This window comes from Paenibacillus dendritiformis, from assembly GCF_015845845.1.
In the GTDB taxonomy this organism is placed as follows: domain Bacteria; phylum Bacillota; class Bacilli; order Paenibacillales; family Paenibacillaceae; genus Paenibacillus_B; species Paenibacillus_B dendritiformis_C.
Genome location: NZ_LDIG01000168.1, coordinates 15,752 through 28,262 on the forward strand (window position 1 = coordinate 15,752; position 12,511 = coordinate 28,262).

General features: G+C 53.4%; 11 protein-coding genes. 10 read left to right on the forward strand and 1 reads right to left on the reverse strand.

Features of this window, described 5'->3' with window-relative positions; translation table 11 throughout:
- The first annotated feature begins 111 nt into the window (after positions 1-111).
- Complete coding sequence (locus tag ABD76_RS17030; protein WP_197258420.1) at positions 112-1,170, forward strand: LacI family DNA-binding transcriptional regulator; 1,059 nt, start codon at positions 112-114, stop codon at positions 1,168-1,170.
- Between the two features lie 759 nt (positions 1,171-1,929).
- Here ABD76_RS17030 and ABD76_RS17035 read toward each other — a convergent pair.
- Positions 1,930-2,496: a helix-turn-helix domain-containing protein gene (locus ABD76_RS17035; RefSeq protein ID WP_197258421.1), complete on the reverse strand. Its 567-nt coding sequence runs from the start codon at positions 2,494-2,496 to the stop codon at positions 1,930-1,932.
- Positions 2,497-2,658: 162 nt separating this feature from the next.
- Here ABD76_RS17035 and tdh point away from each other — a divergent pair, with 162 nt between their 5' ends.
- From tdh to ABD76_RS17080, 9 genes are all read left to right on the forward strand, one after another.
- The gene (gene tdh, locus ABD76_RS17040) at positions 2,659-3,705 is read left to right on the forward strand and encodes an L-threonine 3-dehydrogenase (RefSeq protein ID WP_197258422.1); all 1,047 of its coding nucleotides are present in this window, start codon (positions 2,659-2,661) and stop codon (positions 3,703-3,705) included.
- A gap of 27 nt (positions 3,706-3,732) precedes the next feature.
- The gene (locus tag ABD76_RS17045; RefSeq protein WP_197258423.1) at positions 3,733-4,911 is read left to right on the forward strand and encodes a glycine C-acetyltransferase; all 1,179 of its coding nucleotides are present in this window, start codon (positions 3,733-3,735) and stop codon (positions 4,909-4,911) included.
- 214 nt (positions 4,912-5,125) lie between these two features.
- On the forward strand, positions 5,126-5,902 hold the full coding sequence (locus ABD76_RS17050; RefSeq protein WP_197258424.1) for a DeoR/GlpR family DNA-binding transcription regulator: 777 nt from the start codon (positions 5,126-5,128) through the stop codon (positions 5,900-5,902).
- Positions 5,895-7,100: an MFS transporter gene (locus ABD76_RS17055; RefSeq protein ID WP_197258425.1), complete on the forward strand. Its 1,206-nt coding sequence runs from the start codon at positions 5,895-5,897 to the stop codon at positions 7,098-7,100. The genes ABD76_RS17050 and ABD76_RS17055 overlap by 8 nt, the downstream gene beginning before the upstream one ends.
- Before the next feature lie 372 nt (positions 7,101-7,472).
- Entirely contained in the window at positions 7,473-8,084 is a 612-nt protein-coding gene (locus ABD76_RS17060; protein ID WP_197258426.1) for a helix-turn-helix domain-containing protein, read from the forward strand.
- A gap of 48 nt (positions 8,085-8,132) precedes the next feature.
- Complete coding sequence (locus ABD76_RS17065) at positions 8,133-8,618, forward strand: isochorismatase family protein (protein WP_242069613.1); 486 nt, start codon at positions 8,133-8,135, stop codon at positions 8,616-8,618.
- A gap of 666 nt (positions 8,619-9,284) precedes the next feature.
- Positions 9,285-10,451, forward strand: coding sequence for a Gfo/Idh/MocA family protein (locus tag ABD76_RS17070; protein ID WP_197258427.1), 1,167 nt, complete (start codon positions 9,285-9,287; stop codon positions 10,449-10,451).
- Between the two features lie 163 nt (positions 10,452-10,614).
- A complete protein-coding gene (locus ABD76_RS17075) occupies positions 10,615-11,604 on the forward strand; it encodes an ABC transporter permease (RefSeq protein WP_242069614.1) in 990 nt (329 codons plus the stop codon).
- Between the two features lie 13 nt (positions 11,605-11,617).
- Complete coding sequence (locus ABD76_RS17080; protein WP_197258429.1) at positions 11,618-12,502, forward strand: carbohydrate ABC transporter permease; 885 nt, start codon at positions 11,618-11,620, stop codon at positions 12,500-12,502.
- Positions 12,503-12,511 lie beyond the last annotated feature (9 nt).

Genomic DNA, 12,511 nt, shown 5'->3' on the forward strand with positions numbered 1-12,511 from the left:
ACGGGTGTTGTATGACAAGGTCCCTTTTCAACCACAGAGACGGGCAGTATAATTTACCATATGATTCTAAGGCAGTGAACTCGAATGGAGTTAGACATGGGGAGGCGGAGCATGGCTACATTAAAAGATATTGCTGAGCGGGTCGGCGTCTCCATCTCCACCGTATCACGGGTGGTGAATGGGGATGACAGCCGCCGGATTAGCGACGAGACGAAGCAGAAAATATGGCAGGCTGCCAAGCAGTTGAATTACCGCGCGAAGCCTGCCCAGAAATCATCCGCAGGGGCGAAACGGCTGCCGAAGCATTCCGCGCCATTGACGATCGGCTGCATTTTATCCTTGCCGGATAATAAATACAATCATCCTTATTTTTCCCCCATTATCCAGGGCATCGAAGCGAAGCTGATGGAGGAAGGGATCTCGCTGGCGTTCCTCCATACTCAGGCGGAGCTGAAGAGCGGCGCGGTGCGGGAAGCGCTTCTGCACGATCGGGCGTTGAACGGCGTCATCTGCATCGAAGGGATGGAGCCCGGTATGTACCGCTGGCTCAAGGAGCGGGTTCCGGTCATCATCGGCATCGACGTGGCGGATCCGGACATTCCGATCATTTCCTATGACCGGTTGGATGCGGCCCGCATCGCAGTGCGCCATTTGCTGGAGCTCGGGCATACCGACATCGGCTTCATCGGGGGCGCGGGGCTGCTCGGGCGGATGGAGCGGGAGAAGCGGTACCGGGGCTATAAAATGGCGTTGAACGAAGCGAATTGCCCCTTCCGTTCCGATTGGGTCATCGATGCCCAATGGGATGCCGACAAGAGCTATCAAGGCATGAAGCGCCTGCTGGAGCGGCAAGAGCGGCCGACGGCGATGTTCTGCGCCAGCGACATGATGGCGATTGCGGCCATGCGCGCCGCTACGGAGTTGGGGCTGTCGATTCCACGCGATATCGCCTTTATCGGCATCGACGACATCGAATTTTCGAAGTACAGCTCGCCGCCGCTCTCCTCTGTTCACATCCCGAAGTACGAGATGGGCTACACGGCCGCCAAAATATTGCTGGACAGTCTGCATCAGCCATATCCTTACCCGTTCCGGATGCTGCTGCCGTTCCATTTGCAAATCCGAGAGTCGAGCCGGCCGCCGGAACGAAGAGCGCCTGCGGGAGGTTAGACGGGACGATGCCCTCATTTCCCGTCCAATCCCGCTTTCAATCCTAGAACCTTCAATAAAGCCAGGCTTTTGTTGGAGGTTTTTTTGATGCGTTCCAATCATGTTGGAGCATTTCTTTATTCTCGGTAGTCAGTGTGTTCAAGACCGTGCCTTTTTTGTTCGAGGCTGCCGGATTTGATATATTATCACCACCCTCTCCAGCCTCCTTAGCTTCGCTCTCCCCTTCGTTCAGGAGCGGCACTCGCAGGCAGAACAATTCCTAGCGATTTGTGGGAACGACCGAGGATGCCCAGGTTTCCGCTCCTCCTTTCTTTTTTTGTCTTAACGTCACCCGGGGCGTATTGGAATATTGTTTTTCCTGATAGGGAAGGGATATGGAAGGAAAGAGCGGAGTTACCTGACCGGATGGGAGAATGGAGAAAAAAGCGAGTTACCTGACCGGACGGGAGAATGGAGAAAAAGGCGAATTACCTGACTGGATGGGAGAATGAAGATAAGGCGAGCTACCTGACCGGATGGGAGAGTGGAGAAAAAGGCGATCTACCTGACCGAATGGAAGGTGGCATCGCAGGTGCCCCCTGACCCAATGGGATAGTGCATGAAAGGAAGGAGGAAGGCAGAGGCTATCTCACTTGGAGCGCGATCCCAGGCAACGTCACGAAGGCGCTCCATTCACTTTCACTGGAGCGCCTTCTCTATTGTTCGGAGAGCGGACGGTATGTTACCGCTATCCAAGCTATCTATTTTCATAATCCATAGTTATTTGTTCGCGGACGGGTAGTGCAGCAGGGTCATGTAGCGAATGGTGCGGTCGGTGCGGTTCGTGTACGTATGAACCTGGTCGGCGGTGAAGCGCATCGTGGTCTTCGGCTCCAGGACGTATTCGTCGCCGCCCAGCGAGACGTGAAGCACGCCGTCAATCACCATGATGAACTCTTCGACGCCGTCGTAGTGGGCTTCCGACACGTGGGAGCAGCCCGGGTCCACCTCCACGCTGTACACCTCGAACCCCTTGTCCTGCTCGAAAGGAAAGATAGGAAACGTCCGGTATGCCCCATCTTCCTCCACGAGCGGGGTAATATCCTCTACCTTGACGATCGACACGCTCGGCGTCGATTCTTCCATCAGGGTTGCGAAGGAGATGCGCAGGCCATTCACAATTTTCCATAATACTGAAATGGTCGGATTCGATTCCCCTCGCTCGATTTGCCCGAGCATGCCTTTGCTGACGCCGGACATGTCCGACACCTGGTCCAGGCTCAGTCCCCGCGATTTGCGGATCTCTTGAAGGTTTTTCCCGATTTTTTTGTGGATCGGTTCTTGCATGGCGGTTCTCCTCTCCCACTCTGTACCGGATTTCTGAAAACAATACAAAAGACCATGTACAATATAATGCACATTTGTGTAGTATATTATACAACAGCATGAAGTATTGGTATCCGTTTTCTTTCTATTGTATGTAAAAAATATGGGAGGGGCAATCCGTAAATGACAGCGACGATGATCGGTTTGGTCAAGGCAGAACGCAAGCCTGGAGCCGTCTTGAAGGAAGTTCCGGTTCCGGCGTACGGCCCGGATGAAGTGTTGGTTCGCGTCAAGGCGTCCTCCATCTGCGGAACGGACGTTCATATCTATAAATGGGATGATTGGGCGGCCCGCACGGTCGTTACTCCGAATGTGTTCGGGCATGAATTTGCCGGCATCGTGGAGGCTGTCGGCGATCGGGTGACGAACGTAAAAGTAGGCGATCACGTATCGGGGGAAGGCCATGTCGTCTGCGGCGTATGCAAAGCGTGCCGCACCGGCAACGCCCATGTCTGCCCGCATACGCGCAGCTTCGGGATTACGCTGCCCGGCTGCTTTGGCGAATACGCCGTTCTTCGGGCCAGCAATGTCATTCAGAACGATCCGCAGCTTCCGTTTGAAATCGCTTGCTTGCAGGATCCGCTCGGCAATGCCGTGCAGACGGTGCTGGCCGGAGACATTGTCGGCAAGAGCGTCGCGGTCATCGGCGTGGGCCCGATCGGGCTGATGGCGATTGCGGTCGCGAAGGCTTGCGGCAGCGGAACGATTATGGCGGTGGACATCAATCCGTACCGGCTGGAGATGGCGAAGACGATGGGGGCGGATGTCATCATCAACAGCAAGGAAGTGAATTCGGTGCAGGCGATCCGGGAGGCGACGAACGGGGAAGGCGCGGAAGCGGTGCTGGAGATGTCCGGCCACCCCGATGCGATCCGCGACGCGTTGAAGGCGGCGGCCCAAGCCGGCCGCGTCTCGCTTCTGGGCATTCCGAGCAAGGAGGTGGCCTTTGATCTCGCGGAGGATGTCATTTTCAAAGGACTGCAACTGGTAGGCATTACCGGGCGCCGCATGTATGATACGTGGTATCAGCTTAAAGGTCTGCTGGAAGGGGGCCGAATCGATCTGACGCCGATCATTACGCACCGGCTTACGCTCGACCGGTATGAGGAAGCGTTCGACTTGATGTCTTCGGGCAATTGCGGCAAAATTGTATTTATCCACCAGCAGTAACAAATACAGAGACGGAGGTGCGGCAGCATGGCCGGATTTGATGTGATTGAGCAGCAATTGAAGGAATTGAAGGAGTCGGGCCGTTATCGTCCGCTTACCGTATGGGAAGGCGGATCGGATTCCTGGATGACGCTGCAGGGAGGCAAGCGGGTCCTGCAAATGTCGTCGAACAACTATTTGGGGCTGACGCAGCATCCCGCATTGAAGCAGGCGGCAGCGGACGCGATTGCGAAGTACGGCGCCGGCGCCGGTTCCGTGCGGACGATTACGGGCACGCTCGACATCCATGACGAGCTGGAGCGCCGGCTGGCCGAATTCAAGGGCACGGAGGCGACGCTGGTATTCCAGTCGGGCTTTACGACGAACCAGGGGGTGCTGGCCTCGATTCTCGGACCGGACGATGTCGTCATCAGCGATGAATTGAACCATGCCAGCATCATCGACGGAATTCGCCTGACGAAGACGAACAAGCGCATTTATGCGCATAAGGACATGGATCAGCTCGAAGCGGCGCTCAAGGAGAGCGGCGGCTTCCGCCAGCGGGTCGTCGTCACCGACGGGGTATTCAGCATGGACGGCGACATCGCCCCGCTGCCGCATATCGTCGAGCTGGCGGAACGGTATGACGCGATCGTCTATGTCGATGACGCCCATGCCAGCGGCGTGCTCGGCAAGCATGGCAAAGGCTCCACCGATCATTTCGGCCTGCATGGCCGGGTGCATATCCAGGTCGGCACGCTGTCGAAGGCGATCGGCGCCGTCGGCGGCTATGTGGCCAGCTCGCATTCCTTGAAGGACTACTTGACCAATGTGGCGCGCTCGTTCCTGTTCAGCACGTCGCTGCCGCCTTCGGTAGCGGCCACCTGCCTTGCCGCGATCGAGGTGCTCAAGTCGGAGCCGGAATTGACCGAGCGGCTGTGGCGCAATGCAAACTCGTTCCGCAGCATGCTGCAGGCGGAAGGCTTCGACACCGGCGCGAGCGAGACGCCGATCATTCCGATTATCGTGGGCGATCCGGCCCGCACGAATCAATTTTCCCGCCGCCTGATGGAGGAGGGGATCTGCGCCCAGGGCATCGTCTATCCGACGGTCGCCATGGACAAAGGACGCGTCCGTCTCATCGTGACGGCGCAGCATACGGATCAGGACCTCGTATTCGCCCGGGAAGTGCTGACGAAGGTCGGCAAAGAGTTCGGACTGATTTAATTTTCCTTTTTACTTTTACAGAAGCTGGTACGCTCCATGTTCGCCGCTCGCTTTCGATGTTGGAAGCAGAGCGGCTTTTTTTGTTGGCAGAGAAATCGGATGGATTTGCTTCTTGACAGCATCTGGATCTCTCTTATAATCATTAACATCACTTATTAACACTTGGATTAACTTAATTTCACTTAATATCACTTAAACGACGGGAGAGAACAGCATGTTTCAAGAGGAACGGCTTGCCGCCATTATGGAACATTTGCGGCTCAATAAGCGCATCGAAGTCGAAGAAATATGCGATTTGCTGAATGTGTCGCGCGATACGGCCAGGCGAGACATCATCAAGCTGGAAGAGCGGGGCTGCATCATCCGCACGCGCGGCGGCGCCATTCTGCCCACGTTATCGAAGGAGATGCCGACGTACGAGCAGCGTCTGCAGAAGGCAACGGCGTCCAAGCAAGGGATTGGCCGCTTGGCCGCCTCGCTGCTGCGCGACGAAGATTACTTGTATGTCGATTCGTCCACGACGGTTCGTTATATGGGGGAATATATGACAACGAAGCGGAATGTCGTCGTCACCAACTCCATTGACATGGCCGGCATGCTGGCGGCGAAGGACGAGGCGCGGATTCACCTGCTCGGCGGCCTGTTATACAACGGACAGCGCATGATATACGGCCCGCGCGCCATTGAGATGATGGGCGATTATCATCTTGATAAAGCGTTTATCGGCACCTGCGGCTTATCGCTGGAAGGCTTGACGACGGATTTCGAGGAAGAGAGCTATCTCATCCGTCAAGTGCTGCGGAGGGCCGATCAAGTGATTGTGCTGGCCGATCATTCCAAATTCGACAAGCAGATGTTCCACCGTGTAGCGGGTCTGGATGACATCGACTGCATCATTACGGATCGGGAGCTGAGTGAAGCATGGACACGGCAGCTCCGCGAGGCAGGCGTGGAGCTGCTCGTGACGGACGGGGGAGTACAGCGTGATTAAAAGGCTCATCTGGATGGGATGTCTCTCGTATGTCGTGACCGGCGTGACGCTGGTTATTATGGGCGCCGTGCTTCCCGAGCTGCTGACTAGCTACGGCCTGAACTATACCGATGGCGGGCTGCTCATTTTCGTGCAATTTCTTGGCATGCTTACGGGCGTGCTCTGCATGCCGGCGATTTCGCGCCGCTTAAGCCGGAAGCGGGGCGTCATTCTCGGGCTGTTATTCATCAGCTCCGAGCTGCTTCTGTTTTTCCTTCCGCCCTGGCCTGTTGTCATCGCATTGGCCGGGTTGGCGGGCGCCGGCGCGGGGCTGCTGGAATCATGCATCGGCACGATTATACTGGTCGCCGTCAAGGAGAAGCAGGCCATTGCCATGAGCAAGCTGGAAGTCACCTTCGGCATCGGGGCTCTGGCGATTCCGTTCGTAGCCAGCTTCCTGATCGCGCGCGGCATATGGACTTATTCGTTCTTGCTGCTGGGAATTAGCGCGCTGATCACGGCCCTGGCCTGGCATAAATTATCGTTCGGCGCCGTTGATGGGATGCTGACCCGGACGGTGGAGCGGGGCGGACGGGCGGCGCCATCGGGGGCTTATTCCGGCAAGGCTCTGCCGTTTCTCGTGCTGTGCGCCGTTTTTTTCATGCTTTATGGGGGCAGCGAAGTATCGGTCGTGCATTTTTTCCCGTCGATATTCATTGAAAAATGGGGCATTGCCAGTTCCCAGGCGACCTTGACCGTAACCACCTACTGGACGGCAATGGTAATCGGACGGGCGCTCTGCGGCGTTCTCACCGAGAAGCTGACCTACTATCGCTTCTTGTGGCTGACCACTTCAGGAAGCGTAATCGTGCTGCTGCTGCTGCCCTTCAGTCCGCAGGCATGGGCGGGCTTCGTGATCAGCTTTCTGCTCGGGCTCGGGATGGCGGGCATGTTCGCCATTATGCTTATCTACGCGAATCAGGCGCTGCCCGGCATGACGGAGCGTACGACCAGCATTTTGCTGGCGGCCAACGGACTCGGCGGATCGCTGATGCCGATTGCCGTGGGCAGGATGATGGATATCTGGCCGGTTCAGGCGGTCATGTGGCTTTTCTTCGGGGTTATGCTGACGATGCTGCTCCTCGTCTTCGGGTCCCGGCGCCGCAAGGACCTGATGATAGCGGAAACCCCGCATACGGTTGCCGTTTGTGAGGAGTAAGGCTTGCTGCGGTTTTCTTGCCGGAGGGAGGGGGATAGCATCGTCAGGGTTAAATGAGCTGCGAGGAGAGCATGGATCTATTGCAAGCGTCAAACAGGTTAAAAAGCGAGTCTCGGCATGTCCGGCGGCTCGTTTTTTTGATTTTTCTGAAATTTAATCTCATGGGGCTGACCCAATATTGGGGGACGAAGCGGAGACCACCTCGCATAACTCACATTCACCTCTCTACGACAAACAAAAATTGAGGATTGTGTAACAACCAAAAAGGGTTTTGGCCCGGATGACTAACAAACATGATAGTGACACTCTACGGAGCGTTTATTGAGTAAGATAGGCATAACCGATATTCTTGAATTACGGGAGGTGGACAATATGGATTGCAAGAAAGTGGGAAAGCTCATTCTGAGTCTTCGTAAAGAGAAAAGCATGACGCAGAAGGATTTAGCCCATCTTATGAATATAAGCGACAAGACGATTTCAAAATGGGAACGTGGTTTAGGGTGTCCGGATGTGTCCTTGCTTGGTGAGCTATCCAAAATATTAGGGGTAAATATTGAGAAGATTTTATCGGGGGAGTTAAATCCGAATGAAAAAGATAGAGGGAATATGAAGCACATTAAATTTTACGCATGTCAATGCTGTGACAATGTCATGACCAGTACGGGGGCAATAAACGTTTCATGTTGCGGTAGGGTATTGGAACCATTGCTTTCAAAGCCAGAGGACGATGAGCACGAAATAGTCGTTCATGAGATTGAAGATGATTACTTCGTTACAATTCAACATGAGATGGACAGAGAGCATTATATATCCTTTGTTGCTTATATCTCTTATGACAGGTTACTGTTCATAAAATTGTACCCGGAACAAAACGCAGAATTGCGTTTCCCCAAAATGCACGGCGGAACGTTATATGCATATTGCAACCGACACGGATTGTGGAAAACTGACAAAATGAAGCATGGAACAAGGAGGGTTATCTGAGGTGGGAAAGGCACTACTTATTATTGACATGCAGGTTATGCCTTTTGTATGGAAGAATTACGGTGGAAAACCTCTCTATCAAGAAGAAAAATTTTGCTTGAAAATACAAAGTGCTTGATTAATAAAGCTCGAAAGAGAAATTCACCCGTTTTCTATATCATGTTTACGGAGCCGGAGGGTTCCCCAAGATCTGAGAATCAACCGCTATGGCAAGTACATGAACAGATCGCTCCTGCTGCACATGATCATATTATTATTAAACATTATGCGGACTCATTTCTTGAATCTGAGCTCAATACCCAATTGCAAGATTACGGTATTGACACATTAGTAATGTGCGGAATTCAAACCGAGTATTGCGTCGATACGACTGTGAAAAGTGGTTATTCGCGCGGCTACAAAGTAGAATTGGTAAAAGACTGTCACAGCACCTATGATTCCGATGGATTAACAGCAGTACAAATCATAAACCATCATAATAGCATTCTTGCTCAATTTGCTACAATTGTTCACTCAAGTGAAGTCCAGTTTTAGAATCCAGACTGATTAAAAAAGATGAGAGGGATAACTCCTGGCCCTTAAGTAGAACGACAATTTGAGATATTTATTATTACTCTATCGTGAAAGTTACTTGAATGCGTCCTAACAATAAACCGGACTCCTTTGTAAAATGATGAGTCCGGTTTTAGTCGATCACTACCCGATTGTTCCGCAGCCTCCGTGGATACTTGCCTGTTTTTTCACGTTGTTTTTGAAAATACCTAGCTCTTTACAAAGCCGAAGACATTGGGCTAGGAGTTTGTATCCAGACACATTTTGATCTATTCGTCACTTACTTTCTCGCTCGTTTTTGCACATCTAGCTAGCGTGTTTAAGTCATAACACAACACACGACAATTTGCCCCAAATTACGAAATAAATTTTTACGTTTTTTTGAACAAAACAGGTTGACGTTGGCGAATCACCCGATATATAATGTCCACAAGCATAAAAGAAAACCCTTACATTGGCGATTGCCGGACGCTGGCAATCGAGTTGTCCGCAAGTTATTTGCGCAAATTTGCGCAAGGGTATTGTGCGCAAACACGATAAGAACGCAGCCTCGAGTCATGGCCTGTCATTGATCGGCTTCATTGCGCTAATGCACGAAATCTTATTTTCCAGAGGTTGAATACTCCAAGGTGAAAAGGGGACAGAATCATGCAGCAAGTACGCATAGGAATGATCGGAGCCCGCGGGCGCGGCGGGATTGCGAAGTATTGGCACAAGCCGGACGGCCGTTCCGTCGTCGTCGGCGCAGCGGATATTTATCCGGAGAAGCTGGAGGAATTCCGGAAAGAGATCAATCCGGATGCCTTCGTGACGACCGATTACCGCGAGCTCATTGCGCGGGAGGATATTGACGCCATCGCAGTCACTTCGCCCGATTTTTGCCATGAAGAGCATGCGGTGGCTGCGCTGAAGGCCGGCAAGCATGTCTTTTGCGAGAAGCCGCTCGCGATCACCGTCGACGGCTGCGACAACATCCTCAAGGCGTGGCAGGAATCCGGCAAGAAGCTGATGGTCGGCTTCAATATGCGGTATATGAATATGTACCGGACGATGAAGGAGATTGTCGATTCCGGCGTCATCGGCGAGATTAAGGCCGTATGGGTGCGCCACTTCGTCGGCTGGGGAGGCTACTTTTACTTCCATGACTGGCACGCGAACTCCGCCAATTCGACCGGACTGCTTCTGCAAAAGGGCTCTCATGATATCGACATCATTCATTGGATTACCGGGCGCTATGCGACGAAGGTGTCGGCCTTTGGCGGTCTCGATTTCTACGGCGGCGACAAGCCGAACGATCTGACTTGCCCGGCATGCGATGAGCGGGAGACGTGCACGGAGGTCAGCCCGGGCTGCCTGATCGAATGCGCCTTCCGCGAGGAAGTGAATGTGGAAGACAATAATATGGTCATTATGGAGCTGGAAGGCGGCATTAAGGCATCGTATTTGCAATGTCATTTCACGCCGGACTATCAGCGCAATTATACATTCATCGGAACCGAAGGGCGGATGGAGAACAACGAGCTGGAGAACAAGGTCTACGTGTGGACCCGCCGCTCGAACAGCCCGCGCGAGCTGTCCAACCGGGTGTACGAGATTAAGGAAGCGAAGGGCTCCCACGGCGGCGCCGATCCGAATATTTGCAAGGACTTCGTAGATATGATTCTCGACGGCAAAATGCCGGTCGCGACGCCGCTGGCGGGCCGCATGAGCGTGGCTGTAGGCTGTGCGGCGACGGAATCGATTCGCAGCGGCGGAGGCGTGGTGCAGGTCTCTCCGGCGCCGGATGCGGCCGTTCTCCAGGGAAGCGGCAATTGATAACCTTAGAAGGAAGAGGGTTCTCGCCTCTCCTGCGACGGAGTTTTGCAGCATGGGGATACGGGAACCCACACCCCATCTTTGATCTTGTTAAAAATTTACAAAATGTATAATTGATGTATTTAACTTGAAAATAAACCGGCAAGAGAAGGTCTTTCGGTGAATGGCGAGTAAAAGGAGAGTGAATGAAGAGTTGAGCAAAGCGGAGGTTACAACGGAAAGCTTCCCCGCGGTTCGGGCGCGCAGAGCCTCCCGGGTCTGGCGCTCGGTTAAGCGCAACTGGCAGTTGTATGCGCTCATTACGCCGGTCGTTGTCTACTATATCATCTTTCATTATTTGCCGATGTACGGCGTGCAGATCGCGTTCAAAGACTTCATCGCTTCCAAAGGAATCTGGGACAGTCCTTGGGTGGGCTTCAAGCACTTCGAACGGTTTTTCAGCAGCTATTTCTTTGAACGGCTTATTGTGAATACGCTTACAATCAGTTTGTATACGCTGCTGGTCAGCTTTCCGATTCCGATATTGCTGGCCTTGATGCTGAATGAAGCGAAGGCGCAATGGTTCAAGAAGACCGTACAGACGATTACGTACGCGCCGCATTTTTTGTCCGTCGTCGTCGTGGTCGGCATGCTGTTTATTTTCTTGAACCCGAGCACAGGCATCGTCAACCATCTGATCGTAGCGTTGGGAGGAGAGCCGATCGCCTTCATGACGGATGCGAAGTGGTTCAAGACGCTGTATGTGCTGTCGGATGTGTGGCAGACGATGGGCTGGAGCTCGATCATTTATTTGGCGGCCTTGTCCGGGGTCGATCATCAGCTTCATGAAGCGGCGACGATTGACGGGGCAAGCAAGCTGCAGCGCATCTGGCACATCAATATTCCGACGATTGCCCCGACGATTATTATTTTGCTGATCCTCAATCTCGGGACGGTCATGGCGGTCGGCTTCGAGAAAATTTTCCTGATGCAGAACAACCTGAATCTTGCCAGCTCGGATGTCATCTCCACCTATGTGTACCGCAGCGGGATACTGGATGCGCAGTACAGCTTCTCCGCCGCTGTCGGATTATTCAATTCGGTCGTAAACTTCGCGCTCTTGATTATCGTGAACTCGATCGCAAGACGCGTAAGCACGACGAGCCTATGGTAAGGAGGGGGTTGCCATGATCGAACGCTCCATCGGAGACCGCATCTTCGATGTCGTCAATTACGTCTTGTTAACGCTGGTCATGCTCATTGTGCTCTATCCGCTTCTCTTTGTCCTGAGCGCCTCCATCAGCAACCCGGAGACGGTGCTGCGCGGCGAGATGTGGCTGATGCCGAAGCAGATCAACTTCGACGCCTACGCCAAAATTTTTCAGAATAAAGACATTCTCCTTGGTTACGGCAACACGATTCTATACACCCTTCTCGGCACGGCCATCAATCTCATCATGACGATATGCGCGGCGTATCCGCTCGCCCGCAAAGACTTCCTCGGCCGGGGGCTGATTACCGGCATGATCGTATTCACCATGTTCTTCGGCGGCGGGCTCATTCCTACGTACTTGCTCATCAAAAACTTGAATATGCTCGACACGCTCTGGGTGATGGTGATTCCGAACGCCGTCGCGGTCTGGAACATCATCATTATGCGCACCTTCTTCCAGCAATCGATACCGGGCGAGATTCAGGAGGCGGCCATGATTGACGGATGCAGCCATATGCAGACGCTGCTGCGCATCGTCCTGCCGCTGTCGATGCCGATTATCGCCGTCATGGTGCTGTTCTACGCGGTAGGCCACTGGAATTCCTATTTCAACGCGCTGATTTACTTGTCCAGCAAGGACAAATTCCCGCTGCAGCTCATCCTGCGCGAGATTCTGATTCAGAGCGATTCGGGCGACATGATCAAGCTGACGTCGGAATCGGCCGTGAAGATGAAGATGAGTGTGGAGGGATTGAAATATGCGGTGCTGGTCGTGGCGAATTTGCCGATGCTCGTCCTGTATCCGTTCCTGCAGCGTTATTTTGTCAAAGGCATCATGATTGGAGCACTGAAAGGGTAAGCGGCCAAA

Coding starts and splice junctions, on each gene's coding strand:
- ABD76_RS17030 (WP_197258420.1), top strand. CDS start 112: ATGGCTACATTAAAAGATATTGCTGAGCGGGTCGGCGTCTCCATCTCC.
- ABD76_RS17035 (WP_197258421.1), bottom strand. CDS start 2,496: ATGCAAGAACCGATCCACAAAAAAATCGGGAAAAACCTTCAAGAGATC.
- tdh (WP_197258422.1), top strand. CDS start 2,659: ATGACAGCGACGATGATCGGTTTGGTCAAGGCAGAACGCAAGCCTGGA.
- ABD76_RS17045 (WP_197258423.1), top strand. CDS start 3,733: ATGGCCGGATTTGATGTGATTGAGCAGCAATTGAAGGAATTGAAGGAG.
- ABD76_RS17050 (WP_197258424.1), top strand. CDS start 5,126: ATGTTTCAAGAGGAACGGCTTGCCGCCATTATGGAACATTTGCGGCTC.
- ABD76_RS17060 (WP_197258426.1), top strand. CDS start 7,473: ATGGATTGCAAGAAAGTGGGAAAGCTCATTCTGAGTCTTCGTAAAGAG.
- ABD76_RS17065 (WP_242069613.1), top strand. CDS start 8,133: ATGGAAGAATTACGGTGGAAAACCTCTCTATCAAGAAGAAAAATTTTG.
- ABD76_RS17070 (WP_197258427.1), top strand. CDS start 9,285: ATGCAGCAAGTACGCATAGGAATGATCGGAGCCCGCGGGCGCGGCGGG.
- ABD76_RS17075 (WP_242069614.1), top strand. CDS start 10,615: ATGGCGAGTAAAAGGAGAGTGAATGAAGAGTTGAGCAAAGCGGAGGTT.
- ABD76_RS17080 (WP_197258429.1), top strand. CDS start 11,618: ATGATCGAACGCTCCATCGGAGACCGCATCTTCGATGTCGTCAATTAC.